At 73.8% G+C, this 26,433-nt stretch carries 23 protein-coding genes; 12 read left to right on the forward strand and 11 right to left on the reverse strand.

Annotated features, from left to right (window positions below; genetic code table 11):
- Positions 1-114 precede the first annotated feature (114 nt).
- Positions 115-1,248, reverse strand: coding sequence for a hypothetical protein (locus D6B71_RS18705; RefSeq protein WP_121257910.1), 1,134 nt, complete (start codon positions 1,246-1,248; stop codon positions 115-117).
- A complete protein-coding gene (locus D6B71_RS18710) occupies positions 1,245-2,459 on the reverse strand; it encodes a PrsW family glutamic-type intramembrane protease (RefSeq protein WP_126688321.1) in 1,215 nt (404 codons plus the stop codon). Before D6B71_RS18710 ends, D6B71_RS18705 begins: the two co-directional genes overlap by 4 nt.
- 282 nt (positions 2,460-2,741) lie before the next feature.
- Between D6B71_RS18710 and D6B71_RS18715 the strand changes: the two genes are divergently transcribed.
- The 3 genes from D6B71_RS18715 to D6B71_RS18725 are packed head-to-tail and all read left to right on the forward strand — an operon-like array spanning position 2,742 to position 10,456.
- The gene (locus D6B71_RS18715) at positions 2,742-5,648 is read left to right on the forward strand and encodes a M4 family metallopeptidase (protein ID WP_121257913.1); all 2,907 of its coding nucleotides are present in this window, start codon (positions 2,742-2,744) and stop codon (positions 5,646-5,648) included.
- A gap of 15 nt (positions 5,649-5,663) precedes the next feature.
- Positions 5,664-8,564: an outer membrane protein assembly factor BamB family protein gene (locus tag D6B71_RS18720; protein WP_121257915.1), complete on the forward strand. Its 2,901-nt coding sequence runs from the start codon at positions 5,664-5,666 to the stop codon at positions 8,562-8,564.
- Complete coding sequence (locus tag D6B71_RS18725; RefSeq protein WP_121257917.1) at positions 8,561-10,456, forward strand: hypothetical protein; 1,896 nt, start codon at positions 8,561-8,563, stop codon at positions 10,454-10,456. The genes D6B71_RS18720 and D6B71_RS18725 overlap by 4 nt, the downstream gene beginning before the upstream one ends.
- A gap of 102 nt (positions 10,457-10,558) precedes the next feature.
- On the opposite strand, the gene nirD is transcribed toward D6B71_RS18725, so the two are convergent.
- Entirely contained in the window at positions 10,559-10,921 is a 363-nt protein-coding gene (gene nirD / locus D6B71_RS18730; RefSeq protein ID WP_121257919.1) for a nitrite reductase small subunit NirD, read from the reverse strand.
- Between the two features lie 162 nt (positions 10,922-11,083).
- Between nirD and D6B71_RS18735 the strand changes: the two genes are divergently transcribed.
- Positions 11,084-11,818 (forward strand): IspD/TarI family cytidylyltransferase, encoded by a 735-nt coding sequence (locus D6B71_RS18735; RefSeq protein ID WP_121257921.1) that lies wholly within the window; start codon positions 11,084-11,086, stop codon positions 11,816-11,818.
- 95 nt (positions 11,819-11,913) lie between these two features.
- On the opposite strand, the gene D6B71_RS18740 is transcribed toward D6B71_RS18735, so the two are convergent.
- Both D6B71_RS18740 and D6B71_RS18745 read right to left on the reverse strand, forming a co-directional pair.
- Complete coding sequence (locus D6B71_RS18740; protein WP_121257923.1) at positions 11,914-12,558, reverse strand: 2-C-methyl-D-erythritol 4-phosphate cytidylyltransferase; 645 nt, start codon at positions 12,556-12,558, stop codon at positions 11,914-11,916.
- 156 nt (positions 12,559-12,714) lie between these two features.
- Positions 12,715-13,200: a CarD family transcriptional regulator gene (locus tag D6B71_RS18745; RefSeq protein WP_121257925.1), complete on the reverse strand. Its 486-nt coding sequence runs from the start codon at positions 13,198-13,200 to the stop codon at positions 12,715-12,717.
- A gap of 285 nt (positions 13,201-13,485) precedes the next feature.
- Between D6B71_RS18745 and D6B71_RS18750 the strand changes: the two genes are divergently transcribed.
- From D6B71_RS18750 to D6B71_RS18760, 3 genes are all read left to right on the forward strand, one after another.
- The gene (locus tag D6B71_RS18750; protein ID WP_121257927.1) at positions 13,486-14,499 is read left to right on the forward strand and encodes a UbiA family prenyltransferase; all 1,014 of its coding nucleotides are present in this window, start codon (positions 13,486-13,488) and stop codon (positions 14,497-14,499) included.
- A gap of 77 nt (positions 14,500-14,576) precedes the next feature.
- Positions 14,577-15,107, forward strand: a complete 531-nt coding sequence (locus D6B71_RS18755; protein WP_121257929.1) for a copper chaperone PCu(A)C — start codon at positions 14,577-14,579, stop codon at positions 15,105-15,107.
- Positions 15,108-15,162: 55 nt separating this feature from the next.
- Positions 15,163-15,906, forward strand: a complete 744-nt coding sequence (locus D6B71_RS18760) for a phosphoglyceromutase (protein ID WP_121257931.1) — start codon at positions 15,163-15,165, stop codon at positions 15,904-15,906.
- A 181-nt stretch (positions 15,907-16,087) separates the two neighbouring features.
- Here the strand turns inward: D6B71_RS18760 and phoU are convergent, their stop codons facing one another.
- Positions 16,088-16,744, reverse strand: a complete 657-nt coding sequence (gene phoU, locus D6B71_RS18765) for a phosphate signaling complex protein PhoU (RefSeq protein WP_121257933.1) — start codon at positions 16,742-16,744, stop codon at positions 16,088-16,090.
- Positions 16,745-16,866: 122 nt separating this feature from the next.
- On the opposite strand from phoU, the gene D6B71_RS18770 reads away from it, so the two are divergent.
- The 3 genes from D6B71_RS18770 (at position 16,867) to D6B71_RS18780 (ending at position 19,871) form a co-directional block, all read left to right on the forward strand.
- Positions 16,867-18,075, forward strand: coding sequence for a sensor histidine kinase (locus D6B71_RS18770; protein ID WP_121257935.1), 1,209 nt, complete (start codon positions 16,867-16,869; stop codon positions 18,073-18,075).
- A complete protein-coding gene (locus D6B71_RS18775; RefSeq protein ID WP_121257937.1) occupies positions 18,072-18,749 on the forward strand; it encodes a response regulator transcription factor in 678 nt (225 codons plus the stop codon). The genes D6B71_RS18770 and D6B71_RS18775 overlap by 4 nt, the downstream gene beginning before the upstream one ends.
- A 162-nt stretch (positions 18,750-18,911) precedes the next feature.
- Complete coding sequence (locus tag D6B71_RS18780) at positions 18,912-19,871, forward strand: DMT family transporter (protein WP_240641553.1); 960 nt, start codon at positions 18,912-18,914, stop codon at positions 19,869-19,871.
- Between the two features lie 161 nt (positions 19,872-20,032).
- Here the strand turns inward: D6B71_RS18780 and D6B71_RS18785 are convergent, their stop codons facing one another.
- The 3 genes from D6B71_RS18785 to D6B71_RS18795 all read right to left on the reverse strand — a co-directional run bounded on the left by D6B71_RS18785 (position 20,033) and on the right by D6B71_RS18795 (position 22,484).
- Positions 20,033-20,518: a type III secretion system chaperone family protein gene (locus D6B71_RS18785; protein ID WP_276311015.1), complete on the reverse strand. Its 486-nt coding sequence runs from the start codon at positions 20,516-20,518 to the stop codon at positions 20,033-20,035.
- A gap of 83 nt (positions 20,519-20,601) precedes the next feature.
- Positions 20,602-21,861 carry a D-inositol-3-phosphate glycosyltransferase gene (mshA, locus tag D6B71_RS18790; RefSeq protein WP_121257939.1) on the reverse strand — a complete coding sequence of 420 codons (1,260 nt, stop codon included), beginning with the start codon at positions 21,859-21,861 and terminating at the stop codon, positions 20,602-20,604.
- A 197-nt stretch (positions 21,862-22,058) separates the two neighbouring features.
- Positions 22,059-22,484, reverse strand: a complete 426-nt coding sequence (locus tag D6B71_RS18795) for a hypothetical protein (RefSeq protein ID WP_121257941.1) — start codon at positions 22,482-22,484, stop codon at positions 22,059-22,061.
- 177 nt (positions 22,485-22,661) lie between these two features.
- On the opposite strand from D6B71_RS18795, the gene D6B71_RS18800 reads away from it, so the two are divergent.
- Entirely contained in the window at positions 22,662-23,459 is a 798-nt protein-coding gene (locus D6B71_RS18800) for an SDR family oxidoreductase (protein ID WP_121257943.1), read from the forward strand.
- A gap of 347 nt (positions 23,460-23,806) precedes the next feature.
- Positions 23,807-24,496, forward strand: coding sequence for an aspartate/glutamate racemase family protein (locus tag D6B71_RS18805; protein ID WP_121257945.1), 690 nt, complete (start codon positions 23,807-23,809; stop codon positions 24,494-24,496).
- A gap of 35 nt (positions 24,497-24,531) precedes the next feature.
- Here the strand turns inward: D6B71_RS18805 and D6B71_RS18810 are convergent, their stop codons facing one another.
- Both D6B71_RS18810 and D6B71_RS18815 read right to left on the reverse strand, forming a co-directional pair.
- On the reverse strand, positions 24,532-25,866 hold the full coding sequence (locus D6B71_RS18810) for a protealysin inhibitor emfourin (RefSeq protein WP_121257947.1): 1,335 nt from the start codon (positions 25,864-25,866) through the stop codon (positions 24,532-24,534).
- Between the two features lie 45 nt (positions 25,867-25,911).
- Entirely contained in the window at positions 25,912-26,385 is a 474-nt protein-coding gene (locus D6B71_RS18815) for a PPOX class F420-dependent oxidoreductase (RefSeq protein WP_121257949.1), read from the reverse strand.
- Between the last annotated feature and the right edge of the window lie 48 nt (positions 26,386-26,433).

Raw genomic sequence — 26,433 nt, forward strand, 5'->3', positions numbered from 1 at the left:
TGCCTCGGCCCGGCCTGGAAGCTGTAACGCGGTGTCCAGGTAGCTGGTGCGGTGTCCGGACACCGCGGTAGCTACCCGGACACCGCGTTACATGCCGCGGGGCGCGGGGATCGATCAGCCGGCGAACAGCGCGAACGCGGAGTCCAGCAGCGGCCCCCACGCGTCGGCGGACCCCTCGTAGCCCTTCGGCGGCGAGTGCTCGGGGTTGACGACCAGCACGGTGCCGTCCTGCCGGATGCCCAGGAAGATCTGGCCGAGCACCGGCATCGAGCCCTGCGAGTCGACCCAGGTCGCCTGGTAGGTGACGAACGCGATCGAGACCAGCGAGCCGAACGCCGGGAAGTCCTCCGGGTCGCTGACCCGCACCTGGCTGTAGCTGTCGGAGGGCAGCAGGCTCTCGATGTTCTGCGAGAGCAGCGTGCCGGCGTCGGTGGAGGGGTCCTCCTGGCCGGTGAGCGCGAACACGTAGGTGCCGCCGTCGTGGCGCAGCAGCACCGCGGTGTCGGACGGGTCGCCCTGCACCTCCCAGCCGTCGGGCACCGGGATCTGCACCCCGGAGCCGATCGTGACGGTCTTGCCACCCGGGTCCGGAGCGTCGGTCGGCGTCGGCTCCTCGGTGGGCGTCGGCTCCTCGGTCGGCTCGGTCGGCCCGTCGGTCGGCCCGTCGGTCGGCTCGTCGGTGGGCTCCTCGGTCGGCTCGGGACCGGTGGTGTTGCCGACGGGGCTCGGGTCGAGCACGCCGGAGTTGTTCTCGCCCGGCTTCACCTCGGGCACCTTGTCGTCGTCCCCGCCGGAGAACACCACCGCGCCGAGGCCACCGAGCAGGCCGACGGCGACGACGCCGCCGACGATCAACCCGATCGTCTTGCCCTTGCCCGACTTGTAGTTGCCGCCGGGCGGCGGGCCCGGGGGACGGCCCGGCTGGGGCGGGTACGGCGAGCCCGGCTGCCACTGCCCGGGCTGCGGCTGCCACTGGCCCGGCTGCCCCGGCTGCCCCGGCTGCCCCGGGTAGGGCTGCTGGGGGTAGCCCTGCGGCGGGTACTGCGCCTGCCCGGGCTGGCCCTGCGGGTAGCCCTGCGGCATCGGCTGTCCCGGCTGCCCGGCGTACGGCTGCGGATAGCCCTGCTGCGGGTAGCCCGGCGGCATCGGCTGAGCACCGGGCTGCGCCGGCTGCTCCGCCGGCGCGGCGGGGTCGGGCTGCTGCGGCGGGTTCGCCGCGGGGTCCTGGGGGGTGTTGGGCTCGCTCACGCCACACCGCCTTCCGTCGTCTCCGACGCTTGCGGCACGGCCTCCGCGGGGTGCATGTGCCTGCGCGCCTGGTGGGAGGTGGAGCGCACCGAGCTGCCGCAGGCGATGCAGAACTGCGCACCGACCAGCAGCATGTTCTCGCACTCCGGGCAGAAGGTCTCCACGAACGTGTCCCGCTTGGAGTGGCCCTCCTTGGCGGCGTCCTCGATCGCGGCCTCGAGCAGCGCGGCCTGCAGCATCACCCGGATCCGGATGACCAGCACCGCGAGCACCACGAAGCCCCAGATGAGGCCGAGCGCCTGTCCGTAGGGCAGGTACGCCGCGAACCGGACGCCCAGCCAGTAGAGGACGTTGGCGCCCATCGCGAACGCCAGGTTCTTCACGTAGTAGGCGGTGAACCCGTCGTAGCCCTCGCCCTTGCCGGAGAACGCGGCGACCGCGATGCCGGTGGCGGTGCCGTAGACCAGGCTCTTGACCACCATCAGGTTGACGATCACGACCATCCAGGTCGCCAGGCCGTTCTCGGTGCGGAACTCGCCGTCGGTGAAGATCGACGAGAACACCACCAGCGTCTCGAACGCGGCGTAGGCCGTGCCGGCGGCGACCCCGAAGGTGAGGCCGTCGATCATGTCGTCGAACTGCGGCATCCGGGCCAGCAGCGCGCCGGGCAGGTTCTTGACCAGCTCGGCGACGACCGGCAGCAACACCGCGAAGATCAGCAGCGCCGGGATCGAGAGCGACTCGATGCCGCCGCGGGCGGAGCCTGGCCCGAACGAGGCGAACTGGTCGTCGAAGACCCACCGGTAGAACACCAGGGAGACCAGCACCGACAGCCCGCCGGTGACGAAGAACAGCCCGATCACCACTGGGGCGGGGGCGTCCTCCCACAGGTTCACGTCGTAGATGTAGACCAGGTAGGCCAGCGGGATCAGGAACGCCGCGGCGGCCACCGCGACCGGCAGCAGCCCGAAGGCGGTGGCGGCCACGATCAGCACGGCGCTGACGATCATCGCCCAGCGGTAGTTGTCGGCGGTCTCGCGGTTCGTGTGCGGCATGATCGTGGAGATCAGCGCGAACTGGTTCACGCCCTCGCTGGACTGCACGGCATAGGTGCCGGCGCGTCCGGAGGCGCTTCCCTTCAGGGAGGAACCGCAGCGGTGGCAGAAGAACGCCACCTCCGGGTTTCCGGTGGAACACTTCGGACAGGTCACGCGGGGTACCTCTCTCACGCGAGCGGGTCGTGCGGGGCTCGGTCTGGCTCGGATCTGGGGGTCGGGAGTCGGCTCGGACGGCGGCCCCGGGTGGCCGGGCTAGGTGTACACCCCCGGCACGTTCTTTGCACGCGTCGCCGGGCCTCGGGTGAGGCGGCGCACGCATGGCGACAGGCCGCATCGTGCACGCGAACCCGCGCCGGCACCCCGTTTTCGGCCAACTTCGCCGCTCGGCGCAACTCTCGTTGACACCGCCGGCGCGGCTGCCAGAATCGCCGGACCATGGCCACGATCCCGTCCCGGCGCCGCCGGCTCCTTCCGACCGCCGCCCTGCTGGCCGCCGTCATGTCACTGTCCGCCTGCCAGGGCACCGAGCTGGTGGGCGGCGACGGCACCCGGCCCACGACGCTGGTGGCCTCGGAGACCTACGTCCGTGCCGGCGCGGACGGCAGCGCCCGCGACCGGCTCGCGTCGCTGCAGGCCGCGATCGACCGGCTGCGGTCCGACACCTCCTCGGGCTGGGTGGGCCGTCAGGACGACGTCACCGGCTATCTCGCCGAGCTGTCCGGCGGCCGCTTCTTCGCCGGCGACGCTGCGGCGGCCGTGGTGCGCGGGTTCCTGGGCGGCTACGGCCGCGACCTGTTCGGCGTCGACGCCCGCTCGGTGCGGCTCGACGACGTCGGCCCGACCAGCGCGGCGGGCACCGCCACGGTCCGCGCCGAACAGGTGGTCGACCGGGTGCCGGTGCTCGACGGCACGCTCACGTTCACCCTCGGCGAGGCCGACGACGAGCCGCGGCTGACCGCGGTCCGCGGTCGGGTGTTCCCGGGGCTGAAGGTCGAGACCACCCCGGTGCTGGGGGCGGCCCGCGCCGAGCGCGCGGCGCGTCGGCTCTCCGGCGGTGAGGTGATCGGCGAACCGCGCCTGGTCGTCGTACCGGACGGAGCGGGGCAGCTGGCCTGGGAGATCACCGTCGCGGGCCTCACCGGCGGCGGGAGCGGTGAGGGCGGCAGTACCACCGGCATCTCCGACGGCGTCTACTACCTCAGCGCCGTCAACGGCGACCTGGTCTCGCTGCGTCCGGGCACCAGCGACGCGACGCTGGTGCCGAGCAGCAGCCTGCGGCCCGGCGTCCGCCGCGGCCCGGTGCGCGCGCTCGCTGCCCTGGCCGCGGGCTCACCGGCGGGCTCACCGGCGGCCGCTCCCGGCGACCCGGTCGAGATCATCGGCCGGGGCCCGAACGGGGAGGAGCTCACCGCACAGGGGTTGAGCCAGGGCGGCGGCGTGCTGCTGAAGGACACCACGGTGCCGACCTACGACCCGGCCACCGACGAGGGTGGCATCCAGGTCTTCGACGTCGCCGGCAGCAGCAGCCAGTCCGGTCTACCCGGCGACCCGTACGTCGTCCGGGGCGGCGCCCCCGATCCCGACGCCCTCGCCGCGCAGGCCCACAGCCGCTCGGTCTACGACTACTTCAGCGAGGTGCACGGCCGGGCCAGCTGGGACGGCCAGGGCGGGTCGCTGGTCTCGACGGTCAACTTCGGCGGCGGCGACTTCTGCAACGCCTTCTTCAGCTCGGCGCTGCGGCAGATGGTCTACGGCAACCCGTGCGAGGGCGGCGGCGGCGACGGCCAGCTGGTCACGCTCGACGTGACCGGCCACGAGATCACCCACGGCGTCACCGAGACGACCTCCGGGCTGGTCTACGTGGGCCAGTCGGGTGCGCTCGACGAGAGCTTCGCCGACTACTTCGGCAACGTGATCGGCAACCGGGTCAAGGGCAGCGACGACTCGACGCTCGGCGAGGACCTCTGCGCCCAGGTGAGCTCCGCGCAGCCGCTGTGCTCCGAGACGCAGTCGGGGGTGCTGGCCACCCGCGAGCTGCTCAACGGCACGACCTACGACGACTACCTGCGGCTGCTGGCCCCCGGCTTCCGGCTGCGGCTGCTGCGCGGGTTCGACCAGGACGGCGGCGGCGTGCACCTGAACTCCGCGATCTGGAACAACACGCTGTGGTCGATCCGCTCCCGGCTCGCGCAGGTCGACGGTGCCGACGGCAACACCTCCGAGCTCGCCGCCCAGTTCGACGCGGCGGTCTACCACGCGCTGACCTCGCTGCTCGGGCCCACCTCGGGCTTCCTCGACGCACGGTCGGCGATCGAGCAGGCGATCCGCGACACCGGCGCCGACCCGACCGTGGCGACCGTGGCCCGCGAGATCTTCGAGCTCAACCAGATCTGCGCTGGCTGCGCCGGCAGCGACGAGACCCCGGCCCTGGGGGTGGCCACGACCAGCCAGTCGCAGGTGCAGCCGGCGATCTCCGGTGACCGGATCGCCTGGCTCGACCTCGACGACGGCAGCTTCCTCGGCAGCGCGAGCAGCGCCGGCTTCGACGGCTCCGGCCCGCAGCAGGCCGGGGTGCCCGAGACCGCCCAGGTGGTCTTCGCCGGCGACGCCGTCATCACCCTCGACAGCTCCGGCGAGGTCGTCCGCCACGCCGACGACGGCACCACGGTCCTCGCCGAGGAGGACTTCGTCGAGACCGCCGCGCGCGGCCTGGCCGGCTCCGAGGACGGCGCCGCGTGGGTCTCCTTCGACGACGAGGCGCTGAAGTACGTCGACGCCGCCGGCGAGGTGACCTCGGTGCCGCTGACGGTCAACCCGATCAGCGTCGGCGCCGGTGCCGGCACGGTGGGCCTGGGCTCCGCCGACGGGCAGGTGCTCGCGTGGCGGGCACCCGACGGCTCGGACGGCGGCGGATCGGCCGGGGCCGGCGGCGAGCTGGTCGAGCTCGGCCAGATGGACGAGGCGGTGCTCTCGATCGCGGCGTACGGCGAGCGGGTGCTGGCGGTCGACGAGGGCGGCACCGTGGCGCTGTTCGGGCTCGACGGCAGCCGGGTCGACCTCAGCGACGACGGTGCCTGGTTCGGCGCGGCGCTGAACGGCGACTACGCCGTGTGGAGCAACGAGGTCGGCTCCCTGGGCGGCGGCGTCGCCGAGAGCCTCGGGGCGTCGATCGCCGACACCGACCTCTACCTCTACTCGTTCGCGACCGGCACGATCTACGACATCGTGCCCACCGACGGCCAGCAGGGCTTCCCGGCGCTGTCGGGCGACCGGCTGGTCTGGCAGGACACCCTGCTCGAGGGCGACGACGTGCTGACCGGCACGATCCCCAGCGGGCTCTGAGCGGACCGGTGAGCCATGAGCCCGGACACCGAGCCCTCCCCTGCCCTGCGGCCGGGTCGCCGGCGGCCCGCACTGCGCTCGGCAGCCCGGTCGGCGCTGGGCTGGGTGCCGGCGGTGGTCCTGGTGCCGACGGGGGTGCTGGCGGCCGTGCAGGTCTCCGAGCCGCGGGTCGAGGGCGCCGAGCTACGTGAGCTGCACCCGCTCGAGGTCGGCACCACCTGGGTCTACGACGTCTACGACCACGGTCGCCCCTCGGGCACCCGGGTCAAGCAGGTCACCGGCCGCGCCGGCGTCGACGCCGAGCTCGACGCGGTCGCCCTGGCGACTCGCTACGACGACTTCCCCGGCGTGGGCGAGGTGGCCAACACGCTCTATCTCGGCGTGACCGAGACCGAGATCTCCCAGCACGCGCTGTGGTCGCGGCTCGAGCACCAGGCGGTCGACCCGGTCGCGCCGGCGTACCAGCTGCCGGTCGAGGAGGGGCACTCCTGGTCCTACGAGGGGTCGGTGGGCGACGCGACGCTGGTCTACGAGACGACGTTGAGCGAGGTCGTGGACGTCGAGGTCGGCGGCCGCCGGTTCACCGACTGCGCGCACTACGTCACCGAGAGCGAGTACACCTTCGCCGACGGCTCCGGCGACCCCGAGCGGATCGAGGAGTGGACCTGCCCCGGCGTCGGGCCGGTGAAGACCATCGACGTGCTGCCCGCGCAGGACATCGAGATCACCGAGGAGCTGCGCGCCTTCCACGGGCCCGGGCACGCCTGGACCGCCGAGACCCCGGACCCGGTGCGGGCCGACCCCCACGCCGGTGACACGCTCGGCCTGGACGCGGCCCGCAGCAACCACCTCGACGACGGCGCGTTGCTGCCCGAGCTGGCCTGGAGCGACGTCCGCCGCACCGCGCCCGGGTTCCCGCCGGTCGGCGACGACGACGTGGCCGTCACCGCCGAGGTCGACGGGCTCGTCTCCGCGCGCGACCTGCACACCGGCGAGGTGCGGTGGCGGATCGCGCTCACCGGGCCGGTGGTGGCCGCCCCGGCGCTGGCCGGGGGACTCGTGCTGGTCGCCGACGCCGAGAAGACCCTCTGGGCGCTCGACCTCGCCGACGGCCGGGCCCACTGGGCGCACCGCTTCGACGACGTCGTCTCCGCCACCCCGCTGGTCGTCGACGACCTCGCGGTGGTCGCCTCCGACGACGCCACGGTGGCCGGCATCGACCTGGCCGACGGCACCGTGCGGTGGGAGCACGACCTGGCGGCCCCGGCCGCCTCCGCACCCGCCCTGGCCGAGGGGCGGGCGGTGGTCGCCGACCGCGACGGCGGCCTCACCGCGCTCGACCCGGACAGCGGGGACACCGCCTGGTCCGCCGCACTGGACGCCGCCTGGGCAGCGGGCCCGGCGGTGGCCGGCGGCCGCGTGCTGGCCGCCGACGACGGCGGCGGGCTCACCGCGCTCGATGCCGCGGACGGCGGCCTGGCGTGGCAGGCCCGCAGCCGGTACGTCGCGGGAGCCGCGCTCGCGGTCGGCGAGGAGGCCGTGGTCGTGAACGGCGAGGGATCCCGGCTCGAGTCGTTCGCCCTCGCCGACGGAGAGCGGGCGTGGAGCGTGCCGGTCGACGACACCGAGACCGCGCCGGTCGTGGTGGGCGACGAGGTGGTCTCGGTGACCACGGACGGCCTGGTCGAGGTGCGCTCGATCGCCGACGGCGGGCGGGTGCGGTCGTGGCCGCTCCCGCTGCCCGAGCCCGATGCCACGCTGGAGGTCGGCCCGGCGGCCGGCCTGCTCGACGACTGCCTGGTCTTCACCGCCGCGGTCGACGCCGAAGGGCACGGCTCGGCCCACTACGCCTACCCGCTCACCGAGGCCGCCCGACGGCGCGGCGTGACGTTCGCCAGCGAGGTGCGGGTGCTGCCGGCCTCCCCGAGCGCACCGCCGGCACTGGTCGGCGACACGCTGTTGGCGCCCGGCCAGGACCAGGTGCTCTACCGCAGCACGGCCCCCGACCGGGCCGAGCCGGTGCTGCGCGTCAAGCAGAGCCTGACCGGCGTCACCCCCGCGAGCACGGACGCGGGGGACCTCGTCGTCGTGCAGAAGGACCGCGAGATCTGGGCCCTTCCCGTCGACGGCGACGAGCCCCGCTGGCGGTTCCCCACCGCCAGGCCGTTCCCCGGCTCGCTGCCCGCGGTGGCCGGAGACACCGTGTTCGTGCCGGCTTTCGGGGCCGGCCTGGCCGCGGTCGATCTGGAGTCCGGGCAACCGCGCTGGTTCCGGCCGATCGACAACGCGGTCAGCAGCACCCCGCCGCTGCCGCTGCCCGGCGGCGACGTCGTCTACGGCGCCGGCGCGCTCACCCGCTACGACGGGGCCACCGGTGAGCCGGTGTGGTCGGTGCCGGACGCGTCCTTGTTCAGCAACGCGGCGTACGCCGACGGGGTGGTGTTCGCCGACATCGTGCGACAGCGCGGGCCGAGCGGGCTGCTGGCGGTCGACGCCGCCACCGGGCGCCGCCTGTGGTTCCGGCCGAACCCGTGGACCCGGCTCACGCTGGGTCCGGCCGCGGCCGACGGCGTCGTGGTGCTCGCCGACTCGCTCGGCGTGGTCCGGGCCTTCGACGCCCGCGACGGCCGGGTGCTGTGGCGGCTGCGGCTGTCCACCCCGGCCGCTGGTCGGCCGGTGGTCGCCGACGGGCGGGTCCTCCTCTCCGAGACCGGACACGAGGAGGACCTCTTCCAGCGGGAGTACCGCGTCACCGCACACGACCTGCGCACCGGCGCGCTGCAGGCCTCCTTCGAGCCGCCCGGGCAGGGCTACGTGTTCAACCCGGCGGTCGGTGCGACCGACGACGGCACGCTGCTGGTGCCCGCGACGACCTGGCAGGGGATGGTCGTGATGATCCTGGAGCCCCGCGCGTGAGCCGCGAGCCCGCCGGACCACCGGCGACCGAGGTCCCCTCCGAGGCCCCGCCGGCAGCCCGGCCCGGCGAGGAGCCGGTCCCCCGGCGGCGCCTGCACCGCGCGGTCGTGGCGCCGGTGCGGCCGGTGTGGGAGGCGACCTTCCGCGACGTCGTCCTCGAGAGCCACCTGCGGCTGCGCGGCCTGAGCCGCTCGCAGCTGCACCTGGCCCGGGCGGGTCTGGTGATGCTGGCCGGGCTGCTGGTCTCGGTGGTGTTCGTCGACGAGTGGCGCCGCGGCGACCTGCTCGCGATCGGGCAGGACCCGCCGGTCTTCCTGCCGGTCGGGCTGCTGCCGGTGACGCTGACGGCGTTCCTGGTGGCCTGGTCGCTGCTGCTGTGGGGGGCACTGGCCGCCTCGCCGGCGGTGCGGCTGGTCGTCGCTGCGCTGTTCGTGCTCACCAACGCCACGCTGCGGGTGCCGATCTCGTTCGAGGTCAACGACCGGGTCGCCCTGGAGTGGGGTCCGGAGCTGGTGCGGGCCGGCTACTACCTCGCCCCCGGCGCGCTGCTCGCCTCGGTCGTGGCCACGGTCGTGGCCTCGCTGGTCGCGGCGCGGCTGGGCCCGCCCGGGCGGCGCCGGCTGCGGGCGGCTCGCTGGTGGACGGCGCTGCTGCGGGTGCTGGTCGTCGTCGGGCTGCTCGCGTTCTTCGGCAGCCTGCTGTGGATCCACGTGGTGTTCGTGCAGGAGGGCTTCCAGGGCAGCGTGCAGGCGATGATGGCCGGCACGATCGTGGAGATCGACGGGCTGCTGCTGCCGCTGGTCTACGTCTCCGCGGTGGCCGTGGTGGACTTCAGCCTCGACCTCTCCGAGGGCATCGCGCTGTCCGCCCGGTCGGTGGGCGCCCGGCTGGCCCGGTGGCTGCTGGCGGCGCTGCTCGCGGTGAAGCTGTGGCTGCTGCTCCTCGACGAGCTGGGCGAGTGGGCGGCGTACGTGCGCGAGCGGCCGGTGGCGGTCGTCCGCACGGTCGTCTCTCTGCTGCTGCTGGCGCTGGTGGTGCGGCTGGTGACGCGGTTCGCGGCCACCGGCGCGTTCGAGATCGCCGAGGAGCGGCTGCTCTACACCTGCAGCGTGGCGCTGGCCATGCCGTTCATCGCCACGGTGCTGGCGGTCTCGTTCGGCGTGGTGCTGGTCTCCCAGCTGCAGCGGCCCGAGCTGCCCGGGTTCGCGACCTCGTTCCCGACCGAGCGGCTGCAGCAGTACGGCCTGCCGGCGCTGGCCGCACTCGCGCTGGCCATCGGGCTGTGGCTGTGGGGTCGCGGCCGCTCCGGCCGTCGGGGCGGCGACCGGGAGCTCGGCTCGGGGCTGGTGGTGGTCACCGCGTGGGCACTGCCGGCGTTGCTGCTGAACCTCACCGACTGGCAAGTGGGGTTCTCCGAGCGGCTGTTCGACGTGCTGCTCACCCTCGGTGTGGCCGGAGTGCTCGCGGTGCGATGGCGTCGGCTCGACACCGGTGGTGTGGTGACGCTGGCCGCACTGACGGTCTTCTCGTGGTTCGTGCTGAGCCAGGGTGACTGGATCGCGTTCGTCGGCGGCCTGGTCGGGCTGTCCGGCATCGTGGTCGTGGTGTTCGGTGTGGCCTACTCGCTGGTGGGCGACGCGGCGTTCACGGCCGGCTCCAGCAGGCGGCTGCCGCAGGGGTCGCGGGTGCTGCTCTTCGTGGGCTACCTGGTGCTGTCGGTGACGATCCTGCACTGGGTGGAGGCCACGCACTCCCACACCTCCGACGCCGCGACCCAGGCCGGGTTCTTCTACCTGGCCATCCCGATCGCCGCGTGGCTGGTGGGTCGCCGGCTGGTGCGCCTCGACGAGGAGGTCGAGGAGTACGAGGAGGCGGTCGAGGGTCTCGGCTGACCGATCCGGGTCGTGTGCCTGAGGACGCGCCATGGCGCGTCGTGGAGCACACGACCCCGCCCGACACGAGCGATCAGGCGGACGCGGCCCGCCCCACCCTGGTCAGGCCGCGTCCTGCTTGCGGTGGCCCACCTGCACCACGCCGTCGACGACGCGCACGTCGTAGGCTGGCACCGAGACGTGGGCGTCCTCGAGACACCGGCCGGTGCGCAGGTCGAACGCGTGCTTGTGGGCCGGGGAGGCGACGAACGGGACGTCGCCGCGGCGGCCGACGATGCCGCGCGCCATCACCGACGCCCGCGCGAACGGGTCGTGGTTGCCGAGCGCGTAGACCTCCTCCTCGCCGAGCCGGAACAGCGCGATCGCCTGCCCGTGCACGAGGGCGACCGCACCCCGCTCCGGCTCCAGGTCGTCGGCGCGGCAGACCGGCTGCCACTCCTCGGTGCCGGCACTGCGCGGCGTCATCGTGGCCCGAGCCCGGACGCGGTGAGCTGCATTCGTCCTCCTTCACCAGAAGGTGAACCTAGGCCGCCGAGTGTTCGGTCGCGGTTACGCCATGTAACGGCCGTGAAAACCCTCGCCGCCCGGTACGCCGCCGGGCCCGGCCCGGCGGGTAGCCTGCGGGCCGTGTCCGCCGCCGTCGTCATCCTCGCCGCCGGGAGCGGCAGCCGGGTCGGCGCCGAGGTCAACAAGGTGCTGCTGCCGTTGGGCGAGACCCCGGTGCTCACCTGGTCGGTGCGGGCGGCGCTGACCGTGCCCGATATCCATCGGCTGGTGGTGGTCGTCCGGCCCGGCGAGGAGGGGGCGGTCGCCGACGCGGTCGCTCCCTGGCTGGGCGAGCGCGAGGCGCTGCTGGTCACCGGCGGGCAGACCCGGCACGCCTCGGAGTGGCAGGCACTGCAGGTGCTGGCCCCCGACATCGAGGCCGGCGAGATCGACGTCGTGGCGATCCACGACGGGGCGCGCCCGCTGGCCGGGCCCGAGCTCTTCGCCGAGACCCTCGCGGCCGCCCGCGCCACGGGGGGCGTGATCCCGGTGGTGCCGCTCTCCGGGCTGGTCACCGCCACCGGCGGCGCCGTGCCCGCGGGGCTCGCGGGGGTGCAGACCCCCCAGGCGTTCCGCGCCGACGCGCTGCTCACGGCGTACGCCGCCGCCGCCCGGGAGGGCTTCGAGGGCACCGACACCGCCAGCTGCCTGGAGCGCTACGGCTCGGTCCCGATCGCGGCGGTGCCGAGCACCTCGCGCAACCTCAAGGTCACCTTCCCCGAGGACGTCGCGCTGGCGGCCGCGCTGGTGGTCACCCCGCCCTCACCGGGGCCGGTCGACGACCCGCTGGACGTGGTCGACTTCGACCCGGCCTGAGCCGCCGCCGCTCGGGCGTGCGATCGCGGAACATCACAGGCACCTGGTGCCGGCGACGTTCCGCGCTGACGACCTGGAGTGGAGTGAGCCGGCGGTCAGCGAGAGGTGAGCGCCTCGAGCAGCCGGACGTCGTCCTCGGAGGCGACCCGGCGTCCCTCGCTCGGCGCGGTCACCAGCGCCACGGCGAACCGCTCCCTCAGCCACGGAACCAGCGCCGCGAGGTCGGCGACCGGCAGCTCGGCCACCGCACCGCTGCGGTGCAGGACGGCCAGCACCGGCGCGGGGAGCACCACCGGAGAGGCGACCGCGAGCAGCTGGTCGCGGTCGACGGTCTCACCGACGCGGCCGTCGGCGGTCTGCTTGACGGTGTCGGTCACCGGGCGGGTGCCGACCACGACCTCACCGGTCCGCTCGGCGTGCGCGACGCACTCGGCCACGAACCCGGCCGGGGTCATCGGGCACAGCGAGTCGTGCAGCACGAACGGCCGCTGCGGGTCGGTCTCCCCGCCGGTGCCGTCGGTGCCGGCGGTCTCGGCACGGGCCGCCAGCTCGGCCAGCTCCGCGAGCGCGGTGCGGTCCGGGCCGAGGTCGACCGGGCTGACCCCCGCCTCCCCGAGCGCCCACGCCGCGCAGGTCACCAGCGCCTCACCGTGGATCAGCGCGAACGGCAGCGAGCCGCGCCCCTCCTCGAGGACGGCGCCCAGCAGCGGTCCGGTGGCGTCATACGGGTCGGTCGTCATGGCGACCCCACCGTATGACCTCCCCGGGAACGTCATGCGATCCGGTCGCCCCGGCAGCCGCAACGTATGACGTCCCGGGGCCTCGCCGTCGCGGAAATGCGACGAGGCCCCCGGTCTCCCGGGGGCCTCGTCGGTGCAGCTGGGGGGTGGAGCGCTTCAGGAAGCGAGCACCTCGTCGAGCATGGCCTCGGCCTTGTCCTCGTTGGTCTTCTCGGCGAGCGCGAGCTCGGAGACCAGGATCTGGCGGGCCTTGGCGAGCATCCGCTTCTCGCCGGCCGAGAGCCCGCGGTCGCGCTCGCGGCGCCACAGGTCGCGGACGACCTCGGCCACCTTCATCACGTCACCGCTGTGCAGCTTCTCGAGGTTGGCCTTGTAGCGTCGCGACCAGTTGGTCGGCTCCTCGACGTGGGCGGCCCGCAGGACGTCGAAGACGCGGTCCAGGCCCTCCTTGTCGACGACGTCGCGCACCCCGACCAGGTCGAGGTTGCACGCCGGCACCCTCACGACCAGGTCCTGCTGGGCGACGATCCGCAGGACGAGGTACTGCCGGTCCTCCCCCTTGATCGTCCGCATCTCGATGTCCTCGATGACTGCGGCCCCGTGATTCGGATAGACGACCGTTTCGCCGACAGTGAAAGTCATATGTCAGGTACCCCTTCCTAGGGGACCTAGTCTATCACGCTTCGGCGCCGCTGTGATTCGCGTTTGCGCAGGTCAGAGGCGCAATCGGGGCTTGACAGGCGTCGGGTCTTCGTGCTGCGGCGCAATCCGGCGGGTGAATCCGGGCGGGCGGCAACACCCTCTTCTACCCCGCCGATCGAGGGTCGAAACCTCATCGGCGATTGTCGGTCGCACGTCGCGGAATGCCGCCGAATTCGGCCCGAGAAGGGGTAGGCCCACCCGGTCGGGTGACCGATACTGCCGGGCATGGCCAAGACTCCCTGGCGCCGTCGCTCCCGCTCCGCACCCGACACCGCCACGCCGACCCCGGCGACACCGGCCGGCCCGGCGACCGGCACCCGTGCCACCGCCGCGACGGTGACCGCGGCGCCCCGAGCCGACGGGGCGACACCGGGCCCCGCCGACGCCGGAGCCGAGACCAAGGCCGAGACCAAGCCCGGCACCGCGACCGGTGTCGCGACCGCCTCTCCGACCGCCGAGACCGCGCCCCCACCCGGGGCCGACGCCCCGTCCCCGGCCGGCCATCGCGCCACCGAACCGGTCCGCCGGCGCCGGATCCTCGACGCGACCCCCCTGCTGCTGCTGCGCAGCGCCCACCCGCGGCAGGCCGTGCTGATCGCGATCGGGCTCGCGGTGGCCGCCGCCCTGGCGAACCGGCCGACCCGCGAGGTGGGCCTGGTGTTCGTGACGGTGCTGGTCGGCCAGGCGGTGCTCGGCTGGCACAACGACCTGGTCGACCGGCGCCGCGACGCCGAGTACGACGTGCCCGGCAAGCCGCTGGCCGACGGCCGGCTCGACCCCGGCACGGCCTGGTTCGCGCTCGCCTGCGGGGTGCTGCTGGTGGTGCCGCTGGCGGTGACGAACGGACTGGTGGCCGGCGCGGCGTACCTGCTCTCGGTGCTGGTCGGCCTGCTCGGCAACGTGGTGCTGCGCCGCGGGGTGCTCTCGTTCCTGCCGTGGGCGGTGGCGTTCGCGCTCTATCCGGCGTTCCTGTCCTACGGCGGGTGGGGCGGGGCCAGCGAGGGCGACCCGCCGCACGCGCTGATGACGGGGCTGGCGGCGCTGCTCGGGGTCGGGGTCCACCTGCTCACCGCGCTGTGGGGGCTGGTCGCCGACAACAAGGAGGGCTGGACCTACCTGCCGCTGCGGCTCGGGCTGCGCCTGGGGGCGAGCCGGCTGCTGACGGTCGCGCTGGCCTACCTGGGCCTGGTGCTGGTCGCGATGGCGTTCGCCGGCACGTACGTCGGGCTGGCCCGCTGACCGGGCCGCCGCACCGCTAGGCTGACCCCCGCACCCTGACTCCCGGCGCCAGCCGACGACCTGCGAAGGCCTGATCGATGCTTCTCCGACGCCTCCCCCACCGCTCCAGCGCGCTCGCCGCGGCTCTCGTGCTGGCTCCGCTGCTGACCTCGTGCGGCTTCAACTACGCCACCGACGCCGTGGACACCCCCGGCGCCGGGGTCAACAACCGGGAGAAGTCGGTCGACGTGCTGGGCGCGATGGTGGTCGCCGCGCAGCCGAACGCCGGCACGTTCACCGCCACCTTGTCCAACAACGAGGGAGCCGCCGCCACGCTCACCTCGCTGAGCGGCGAGGCCACCCCCGACGACTTCGAGCCGATCGAGGTGCCCGCCGAGGGTGCCGTGGTGCTCAGCGGTGACGACGGGATCGGCGTGAGCGGCGAGCTCGAGGCGGGCTACTTCGTCGAGGTCACCCTGGTCTTCGACACCGGCGAGGAGGTCTCCCTCGAGGTGCCGGTGATGACGGCGTGCGACGAGTTCGAGGGCTACGACACCGCCTCCGAGCCGGCCGCGGACGCCGAGCCCTACAGCTGCGAGGCCGCCGAGGCCCCGGAGAGCGGCCACTGAGTCCGGCCGCCCCACCCACGCCGTCCCGCCCGGGCGGCCGACCCGAGGGAGTCGCATGACCCACACGCTGATCCTGCTCCGCCACGGCGAGAGCGAGTGGAACGCCAAGAACCTCTTCACCGGCTGGGTCGACGTCGACCTGACCGACAAGGGGCGCGCCGAGGCGAAGCGCGGTGGGGAGCTGATGAAGGAGGCCGGCGTGCTGCCGGACGTCGTGCACACCTCGGTGCAGCGGCGCGCGATCAGCACCGCCTGCCTGGCGCTCGACGCGGCCGACCGGCACTGGATCCCGGTGCGCCGGCACTGGCGGCTCAACGAGCGCCACTACGGCGCGCTGCAGGGCAAGAACAAGAAGGAGACCCTCGAGAAGTACGGCGAGGAGCAGTTCATGCTGTGGCGCCGCTCGTTCGACGTGCCGCCGCCGCCGATCGCCGACGACGACGAGTGGTCGCAGGTGGGCCTGCCCCAGTACGCCGACCTCGGCGACGAGATGCCGCGCACCGAGTGCCTCAAGGACGTCATCAAGCGGATGCTGCCCTACTGGGAGTCCGACGTCACCGCCGACCTCGAGGCCGGCAAGACCGTGCTGATCGCCGCCCACGGCAACAGCCTGCGGGCGATCATCAAGCACCTCGACGGCATCAGCGACGACGACATCGCGGGCCTCAACGTGCCGACCGGCATGCCGCTCGTCTACGAGCTCGACGACCAGCTGAAGCCGACCGTGGCCGGCGGCACCTACCTCGACCCCGAGGCCGCGGCCGCAGCCGCCGCAGCCGTGGCCAACCAGGGTCGCTGAGCAGCCCACCGCCCCACCCGACGTACACGAAGATCGGCGCCATCCCTGCGCATGGCGCCGATCTGCGTCTGTCGGTGGGCGGCCGGCCGGAGGATCGCCGGATATCCGGCGATTCCCTCACTTCTCACGCGTTGCACAGCACGTGTGAAGTGAGGGCAACGCGTGAGAAGTCCCGGGTGAGCTACGCGTCGACGGCGGCCGGGTTCTCCCCGGTGACGACGAACACGACGCGGTTGGCGACCGACACGGCGTGGTCGGCGATCCGCTCGTAGTAGCGGCCGAGCAGGGCGATGTCGACCGCGGCCTCGACGCCGTGGGTCCATCCGTCGCCGAGGAGCACCGAGAAGCTGGCCCGGCGCAGCTGGTCCATCTCCTCGTCGGCGCGGCCGAGGGCGATCGCGGCCTCGACGTCGCGGGTGGTGATGATCGAGGTGACCTGGCCGACCATCTCCTGGGCGACCTCGGCCATCCGGACCAGGGTGGGACGCAGCTCGTCGGGGACGGCGACGTTGGGCACGCGGAGCCGGGCGATCTTGGCGACGTGGACAGAGAGGTCGCCCATCCGCTCGAGCTCGCTGACCATCCGCAGCGCGGCCACCACGGTGCGCAGGTCGCCGGCGACCGGCTGCTGCAGGGAGAGCAGGGAGAACGCGGTGTCCTCGACCCGCTCCCGGGCCCGGTCGATCTCGACGTCGGCGGAGATGACGTGCTCGGCCATGTCGGCGTCCCCGCTGAGCAGGGCGGCGGTGGCGCGCTGCACGGAGGTCTGCACCTTGTGGGCGATGTCGGCGAGGTCGGCGAACATGGAGTCGAGCTGTTCGTGGAAGGCTTCACGCATGCCGCCGACCGTAGGCGCCCTACATGACGAGTCGGGGTGGGGCGGTGAACGAGGGGTGAACGTTTCGAAGCCGGGGTCTCCCGCGGCGAAATGGTGGTGAACGCGGCCGTACGATCACCTCCGTGGACCCGACGACGCAGGCGTTCCTGGCCGCGATCATCGGGGCCTTCGTCTCCGGGGGCGCGGTGCTGGCCTGGCACTACAGCGACCGGCAGCAGCACCAGGCGACGCCGGTCGAGGAGCCGCTGGTGCCGACCGGCGTGGCGACCGTGCTGTCGGTGCTGCGCAGCAGCGCGGTGGTGGTCGACGAGTCCGACCTGGTGCTGAAGGCGTCCGCGCCGGCGTACGCCCTGGGTCTGGTCCGCGGCACCCGCCTGGCCTCCGACCAGCTGGCCGAGCTGGTGCACCAGGTGCGCCGCGACGGCCAGATCCGTGAGACCGAGCTGGTGATGACCCGGTCGGCCACCCCGAACCGGCACGTCACAGCGCGGGTGGCGCCGCTGGGCTCGCGCCTGGTGCTGGCGCTGGTCGAGGACCGCACCCGGGAGCGGCGGGTGGAGGCGGTACGCCGCGACTTCGTGGCCAACGTGAGCCACGAGCTGAAGACGCCGGTGGGTGCGATCCGGGTGCTCGCGGAGGCGGTGCACGACGCGGCGGAGGACCCGACGGCGGTGAAGCGGTTCGCGGACCGGATGCTCACCGAGAGCGAGCGGCTGACCCGGCTGGTGCAGCAGGTGATCGAGCTGTCCCGCTTGCAGGACGACGACCCGCTGGACGCGCCCACGATGCTCGCGCTCGACGAGGTGGTCGCGGTGGCGGTCGACACCAGCGCGATCGACGCGGAGGCGAAGCGGATCTCGATCGTCACCTCCGGCACGACGGGCCTGCACGTGGTCGGCAACGAGGAGCAGGTGACCGCCGCGGTGGCCAACCTGGTCGCGAACGCGGTGTCCTACTCCGATCCCGACTCCACGGTGCTGGTGACCACGAAGGCCGAGGACGGCCGGGCGGAGATCTCGGTGGTCGACCAGGGCATCGGCATCCCCGCCGACGAGATCGACCGCATCTTCGAGCGCTTCTACCGGGTCGACCCGGCCCGGCACCGCTCCACCGGCGGCACCGGTCTGGGCCTGTCGATCGTCAAGCACGTCGCAGCCACCCACGGCGGCGAGGTGCGGGTGTGGTCGGTGGAGGGCCAGGGGTCGACGTTCACGCTGTCGCTGCCGCGCCATCACCGCCACGATGGGGCGGAGGACGGCTCCGTGGATCTCTCGTACGACGGTCTGGCCGACGGCCCGACCGCTTCCAGCAACCAGGAGGAACACCGGTGACCCGGGTACTCGTCGTCGAGGACGAAGAGAGCTACAGCGAGGCTCTCGCCTACATGCTGCGCAAGGAGGGCTTCGAGGTGGCGATCGCGGCCACCGGCACCGACGCGCTCACCGAGTTCGAGCGCAACGGCGCCGACATCGTGCTGCTGGACCTGATGTTGCCGGGCCTGCCCGGCACCGAGGTGATCCGTCAGATCCGGCAGACCTCGCACGTGCCGGTGATCATGGTCAGCGCCAAGGACGAGGAGGTCGACAAGGTGGTCGGCCTCGAGCTGGGCGCCGACGACTACGTCACCAAGCCCTACAGCTCGCGTGAGCTGGTCGCCCGGATCCGGGCGGTGCTGCGCCGCGGCGCCGAGCCGGACCTGGCGCCGTCCACGCTGGAGGCGGGTCCGGTGCGGATGGACGTCGAGCGGCACGTCGTCACCGTCGACGGCCAGGAGCAGCGGCTGCCGCTGAAGGAGTTCGAGCTGCTGGAGATGTTCCTGCGCAACCCGGGCCGGGTGCTCACCCGCGGGCAGCTGATCGACCGGGTGTGGGGCTCGGACTACGTCGGCGACACCAAGACCCTCGACGTGCACGTGAAGCGGCTGCGCGCGAAGCTCGAGCCGGACCCGGGCGAGCCGAAGTACCTCGTCACGGTCCGCGGTCTCGGCTACAAGCTGGACCTCTGACGCCGAGGGGTCACTGATTCCCGCGTTCTCGCGGCGTGTCGGGGAACGCTTGACCTCTCGGTGCGCCCACCCGACCGGCAGCCGCCCACATTGGCGCGATCTCGGCGTACGACGTCGGAGAACCGCGTGCCGATCGCGCACCGCGGTTCCTAGGCTGAGCCGGTGACGAGCACCCCCACCGCCGGGCCCACCGCCGGCGCCGCCCCTGCCCCCGCCGCGCCGGCGCCCGCGGCCTGGCTGCCCGTGGCCGCGGTGGCGGTGACGCTGGTGCTGTGGGCGAGCGCGTTCGTGGCGATCCGACACCTGGGCGAGGACTTCTCGCCGGGTGCGCTGTCACTGGGTCGGCTGCTGGTGGGGGCGCTCTGCCTGGGGGTGGTGGCGCTGAGTCGCGGGCTGCCGCGCCCGACCGGGCGCGAGTGGGTGTCGATCGTGGCGATCGGCGTGCTCTGGTACGGCGTCTACAACGTCGCGCTGAACGAGGGCGAGCGGCGCATCGACGCCGGCACCGCCTCGATGCTGATCCAGGTCTCGCCGGTGCTGATCGCGCTGCTCGCGGCGGTGTTCCTCGCCGAGCGGTTCACCGGGTTCCTGGCGCTCGGGCTGGCGCTGGCCTTCGCCGGCGTGGGGCTGATCGGCTGGTCGACCTCCGACGACCCCGAGCACGACGCGCTCGGTGTGGTGCTGTGCCTGGTCTCGGCGGTGGTCTACTCGATCAGCGTGATCCTGCAGAAGCCGCTGATGGCGCGGATCGGCGCCGTCCACCTCACGTGGCTGGCCTGCACGGTCGGCGCCATCGCCTGCCTGCCGTGGCTCGGCACCCTGCTCTCCGAGGCCGGCGACGCGCCCGCGTCGTCGATCTGGTGGGTGGTCTATCTGGGGGTGTTCCCGACCGCGATCGCGTTCAGCACCTACGCGTATGCGCTGAAGACGATGACCGCCAGCAGCCTCGGGGTGACCACCTATCTGGTGCCGCCGATCACGATCCTGCTGGGCCTGGTCTTCCTCGACGAGGTGCCGCCGGCGATGGCGTACGCCGGGGGCGTGCTGGCGTTGGTCGGCGTCGCGGTCGCGCGGCGCAAGCCGAAGGTGGTCGTGGCCGACGACTCCCCGCAGCCGGCCTGAGCGGCGTACCGCCCGCGCCTCGTCACCATCGGCGCCCGGAGTCGCGCGCAGTGCGGCTTGTAACGCGGTGTCCGGGTGACTACTGCGGCGTCCCAGCACCGCGGTAGTGCCACGGACACCGCGTTACAGCTCAGCCCGAGCCGGACCCGCCGCCGCGTCGCTCAGTCGGAGTCTGGCTCCTCGCCGGCCTCGAGCCATCCGCGGAACGCCTCGAGGTTGCGGGTGGACTCGCCACGCAGCTTGCGCCACTCCCACTCCTTGCGGATCGAGGAGGCGAAGCCGAGCTCGAGGATGGTGTTGAACGACTCGTCGGCGTAGGTCAGCACCGACCCGAGCAGCCGGTCGAGCTCCTCGGGGGTGATCGTGCCGAGCGGCAGCCGGGCGTCGAGGTAGATGTCGCCGAGCCGGTCGAGGGCGAACGCGACGGCGTACATGCGCAGGTTGCGCTGCAGCAGCCAGCGGTAGACCTCTTCGTGGTTCTCGTCGGGTCGGCGGCAGACGAACGCGTGGACGCCCAGGGCGTGCGGGCCGACGTCGAGGCGCACCGCGGTCTGCAGCTTCTTCTCGCCCGGCAGCGAGAACGAGAAGACCCCCGCAGCGAGCTCGCGGTGCTCGATCTCGCTGTCGGTGAGATGGGCGCGCACCACGTCGACGGCGGCGCGAACGGCGTCGTCGACCGGAGCCTGTGGCACTCCCGACGCGGACGAGGCCTCGGCCGGAGACTGGTCGCTCACGCCGCCGCCTCCCGCATCGACGCGCGGGCCCGGTGGTAGACCTCGAGGGTGGCGGCGGCGGTGGCCTCCCAGGAGAAGGTGCGGGCATGGGCGAGCGCGCCGGCCTCGAGGCGCCGCCGGAGTGCCTCGTCGGCGACCACCCGGAGCAGGGCGGTGGCCCAGGTGGCCGGGTCGTGGCCCTCGACCAGCAGCCCGCTGCGCTCGTCGCGGACCACGGTGGTGAGGCCGCCGACGGCGGCGGCGACCACGGGGGTGCCGGTGGCCTGTGCCTCGGCGGCGACCAGCCCGAACGACTCGTTGTAGGAGGGGACGGCGACCAGGGTGGCGGCCGCGCACCAGCGCGCCAGCTCGGCCTGGGAGACCGGCGGCACGAACCGGACCACCCCGTCGGGCCCGTCGAGGCCGAGCTCGGTGGCGAGCTGGGCCAGCGACTCGGGGTGCTCGAGGCCGCTGCCGGAGGGGCCGCCGACGATCGGCACGACCAGCCGGGAGCGCAGCTCGGGGTGGCGGGCCAGCAGCACCGCCACCGCGCGCAGCAGCACGTCGGGCGCCTTCAGCGGCTGGATCCGGCCGGCGAACATCAGCACGGCGGCATCCTGGGGCAGCCCCAGCTCGGCGCGCGCGGTGGCCTTGTCGCGGGGCTGGAAGACCGACAGGTCGACGCCGGGGTAGACGACCTCGACCCGGCCGGGGTCGGCGTCGTAGAGGTTGATCAGCTGCTTGGCCTCCGCGTCGGTGTTGCCGATCAGCATGTCGGCGGCCTCGACGACCTGCTCCTCACCGATGATCCGGGCGGCCGGCTCGGGAGCGTCGCCGTCGGCGAGCGCGGCGTTCTTCACCTTCGCCATCGTGTGCATGGTGTGCACCAGCGGCACGCCCCACCGGTCGCGGGCCAGCGCGCCGACCTGGCCCGAGAGCCAGTAGTGCGAGTGCACCAGGTCGTAGTGGCCCACCGGATGCGCCGCCTCGACCCGCAGCACCTCACGGGCGAACGCGCACAGCTGGGCGGGCAGCTCCTCCTTGGTGAGGCCCTCGAACGGCCCGGCGTGGACGTGCCGCACGGTCACCCCGTCGTACGCCGTGACCTGGGGCGGCAGGGCCGAGCTGGTGGCGCGGGTGAAGATGTCGATCTCGACCCCGTGGGCGGCGAGCCGCTTGGCGAGCTCGAGGACGTAGACGTTCATCCCGCCGGCGTCGCCGGTGCCGGGCTGGTCGAGCGGCGAGGTGTGCAGGCTGATCATGGCCAGGCGCCTCATGGGGTCCACATCGTCCTCTTCTGCCTCTGCCGGGTCCGGTCCCCGGGGTGCGGTCGGCGGGGCGGCCGCTCGGCGGCGCACTCGTCCATCGACCTGCAACCAGCGTGTGCCCTTTCCGATTCCCGCGGGTGGGTGTCGCATGCGTCTCGCCGTCGCGCCGAGCAGCGGGCTTCCCACGCGTTCTTCCCTACCCCCGCTCAGTGGGCGTGGGTGCCCCGGTCGCGTCGGGTGGCGCGGCGGCTGCCGGCGCGACGCGGCGCCGGGACCTGCGGCGCAGGCCCCACGGGCACGGCGGCCCTGGACGCCGCCCGGGCCCGGACCAGACCGGCCACCGCGATGAGCATCGCGGCACCGCCGGCGACGCCGTCGACGGCGGGGTCGGCGTCCAGGCCGTCGCGCACGACCTCGAGCACCGACCAGACCAGCAGCGGGAAGGCCACGGCGACCAGCGCCTGCAGCCAGCCCGCGCTGCTCGAGACCAGGCGGGTGCCGGCGGCGGCGAGCGCGAGCGCGAGCAGCGCGAGACCGGCCCAGTGCAGGCTCTCCTCCTCGAGCAGCGCGCCGCCCACCCAGCAGCCGCCACCGAGCAGCCCGGCGACGGCGGCGAGGACGGTGGCACGCATGGGCAGGACCTCTCGGCAGCGGCCGGCCGGGTGGGCCGACGGGGTGGGCGTCGGGGTGGGGGCGTCGGGGGTCGATCCGGGCACGGATCGGGGGGACGCCCCGAGTGTGCCACCGTCACCCGGCCGGGTTCGAGGGTCAAGACGGTGAGCGGGACGCCCTCCACGACAATGGGCGCCATGACCGAGACCGTCGCCTCGCCCACGACCACGTCCTCACCCAGCCCCGGCACCCGCCTCGCGGTGGTCACCGGCGCCAGCAGCGGCATCGGCGCGGCCACGGCACGGGCGCTCGCCGCGGCGGGCTTCCGCGTGGTGTGCGCCGCGCGGCGTACCGACCGGATCGAGGCACTCGCCGCCGAGATCGGCGGCCTGGCGGTGCGGTGCGACGTCACGTCGGCCGACTCGGTGCGCGAGCTGGCCGCCGCGGTCGACGCCACCGACGGCTCCTTGCACGTGCTGGTGAACAACGCCGGCGGTGCCTTCGACGCCGCGACCGTGGAGGACGCCGACGCCGCCGACTGGCGGGCGATGTACGAGGTGAACGTGGTCGGCCTGATGCAGGTCACCCAGGCCCTGCTGCCCGCGCTGCGCGCCAGCGGCGACGGGGTGATCGTGAACGTCGGGTCGACCGCCGGGCGGGTCGCCTACGAGAACGGCGGCGGCTACACCGCGGCCAAGCACGGCACCAAGGTGGTCACCGAGACGCTGCGGCTGGAGCTGTGCGGCGAGCCGATCCGGGTCTCCGAGGTCGCCCCGGGCATGGTGCGCACCGACGAGTTCGCGCTCGTGCGGTTCGAGGGCGACCAGGACCGCGCCGCCGCGGTGTACGCCGGGGTGCCCGACCCTCTGGTCGCCGAGGACGTCGCCGACGCGATCGCCTGGATCGCCACCCGGCCCAGCCACGTCAACATCGACGAGCTGGTGATCCGGCCCCGCGCGCAGGCCGCCCAGCACAAGGTCCACCGCCAGGCCTGAGCCTGCGTTGTGCCTGACGCGGTGGAGGTCGAGCGAGCCCCGCGGCCGACGGAGGAGGGCGCGACGGGCGGGTCGAGACCCCACCGCCAGGCCTGAGCCTGCGAAGTCTCGGCAAGCTCGACCACTGCCCCCGGGTTTCGGCAGGTTCGACCACCGGCCAAACTCGACCCCCGGGTCTCGGCAGGCTCGACCACCGGCCGCTCGACCCCCGGGTCTCGGCAGGCTCGACCACCGGCCAGACTCGACCACCGGGCGGCTCGTCCGCCTGTCGAGACGCGTGGGGACGAAGGTCCCGAACCGGGGCACGGGAGGTGGCACTCGGCCGCGGGGATGGCAGACTGCGGCGCGTGCAGACGATCGGACTCATCGGTGGCATGAGCTGGGAGAGCAGCGCGGTCTACTACGAGGCGCTGAACCGCGGCGTGGAGGACCGTCTCGGCGGGCTGAGCTCGGCCCGGACCGTCTTGTCGTCGGTCGACTTCGCCGAGGTGACCCGGCTGCAGCGCGAGGAGCGCTGGGACGAGGTCGCGGCGCTGCTCACCGAGGCGGCCCGCGGCGTCGAGCGCGCCGGCGCGGAGTTCCTCCTGCTGTGCACCACGACGTTCCACCGGGTGGCCGAGCAGGTCGAGGCCGCCATCGACATCCCGCTGCTGCACCTGGCCGACGTGGTCGCCGACGCCTGCCGGGCCGAGGACGTCGAGTCGGTGGCCTTCCTCGGCACCTCGTTCGCGATGTCGCGCTCGTTCTTCACCGACCGGCTCGCCTCGCACGGCCTGCAGGTGCTGGTGCCCGAGGAGCGGCACCACGAGACCGTCGACCGGATCATCTACGACGAGCTGGTGCACGGCAAGGTCGACGACGGCTCCCGCCGCACGGTGCTGGCGGTCATCGAGGAGCTCTGGGACGCCGGCGCCGGGGGCGTGGTGCTCGGCTGCACCGAGCTGGAGCTGCTGGTGCGCCAGGCCGACAGCGACGTGCCGGTGTTCCCGTGCACGACGCTGCACGTGTCGGCGGCGCTCGACCGCGCTCTTGCCTGAGCTCGACCCGGCTCACGTGCCGATCACCCCCTGACTCACCTGCCCTCTCGTCGGTCCAGCAGCAGCCCCGCGAGGCGCCGTAGGTCGTCGGTCAGCGCCTGCTCGGGCAGCACCGCGTGGTGGCCGCACACGTCGAAGGTGTAGACGAACCGGTCGGGCTGCGCCGTTCCGCCGGTCACCGCCGCCAGGTCGACCCGGTCGGCGAGCGCGCGCAGCTCCGGCGCCCGGGGGTCGTCGGTGTCGAGGTCGACCTCGCCCTCGGCGACCAGGCCCGCGAACCCTCCGGTACGCCGCACCCGCACCACCCCGCGCGGCTCACCGCCCGGCGCCGGCACCGGTGGCGCGGGAGTGTCGTCGGGGACCACACCGACCTCCGCCCAGGCGTCGCGGACCTGCTCGGCGGAGCCGCCGGCGGCCGCCACCGTGGCCGCGGCGAACCCGGCGAAGCCGGTGTCGGGGCCGACCCGCCCGCCGGTGAGCGCGGCGTACCAGATGGCGCCGGCGCCCTCCCACGATGAGCCGCCGAGAGCGCGCGCGGCCAGCACGAACGCCCGGTTGGGGATGCCGGAGTTGAGGTGCACCCCACCGGAGTCGTCGTCGGTGTGGACGTAGTCGTCGAGGTGGGCCGGCTGCGGGTCGCGCCCCAGGGCGGGGTCGTCGTAGGCGGTGCCGGGGGCGGCCATGTCGCGCAGCGCGCGGGCGTCGACGCCGGGCCGGAAGAGGCCCTCGCCGATCAACCAGTCGGCCTGGGCGGCGGTCTGCCCGCGCAGCCGCTGCTTGAGGCAGGCGGCGAAGACGTCGCACAGCGACTCGTTGAGGGCGCCGGACTGGTGGGAGTAGACCAGCCCGGCGGTGTGCTCGACGACGCCGTGGGCGAGCTCGTGGCCGAGCACGTCGACCGGCTTGGTGAAGCGTTCGAAGACCCGGCCGTCGCCGTCGCCGAAGACCAGCTGGGTGCCGTCCCAGAACGCGTTGGCGTAGTCGCGGCCGTAGTGCACGGTCACGCTGACCGGGGCGCCGGCGCCGTCGTAGGAGCGGCGGCCGAAGACCTCCTCGAACAGGGCGAGCGCCGCGGTGACCCCGGTCGCGGCCTCGTCGACGGCCGGGTCGCCGACGTCGGGCTCGCCGGTGGCGCGCACCGCCCGGCCCGGGAGCGTCTCGGTGTTGTCGGCGGTGTGCACGGTCCAGGCCCCCGCCTGCCGCTCGGCCGGCGGGGTCGGCGTACCGCCTCGGACACCGGCCCGCGCCGCCCGGGACGCACGGGACGCACGGAACCCCTCGTCGACCGCCAGCGTCGCCGCCGCTTCCGCCTCGGCGAGGTGGCGCAGCAGGTAGGGCGGGACGAACGAGCAGCCGGTCCGAGAGGTCATGGGACGAGGGAACCGCAGCCCACCGACACCGGCAAGGCTACGGCGTCAGTCCTGCGGCGCGCGGTCCGGCGGGAACCCGCCGGTGGCGACCGGGCCCCACCGCTCGACGGTGATCCGCAGCAGCGACTTGCCCTGGCGGCGCATCGCGGCGCGGTACTCCTCCCAGTCGGGGTGCTCGCCGGCGATGCAGCGGAAGTACTCCACCAGCGCGTCCTCGGCCTCGGGGTCGGGCATGTCGAGCACCTCGGCGGTGCCGTCGACCTGCACCCAGGCGCCGTTCCAGTCGTCGGAGAGCACCATCACCGAGCAGGCCGGGTTGCGGCGCAGGTTGGTGGCCTTGGCCCGGTCGGGGTAGGTGGAGACGACCAGGTGGCCGTCGGCGGACACCCCGCCGGCGACCGGGGACATCTGGGGACGGCCGTCGGCGCGGTGAGTGAGCAGCACGAACTGGTGGCGCGGGCGGACGAAGTCGAGCAATCCCTCGAGGTCGACGCGCTCGTTCCTGGCGATGGTGACCATGCCGCCAGCCTAGGCCGGGGCCGGACCGGCACCGGCGTCACCGGCGTC

Source organism: Nocardioides ferulae, assembly GCF_003660455.1.
Classification (GTDB): domain Bacteria; phylum Actinomycetota; class Actinomycetes; order Propionibacteriales; family Nocardioidaceae; genus Nocardioides; species Nocardioides ferulae.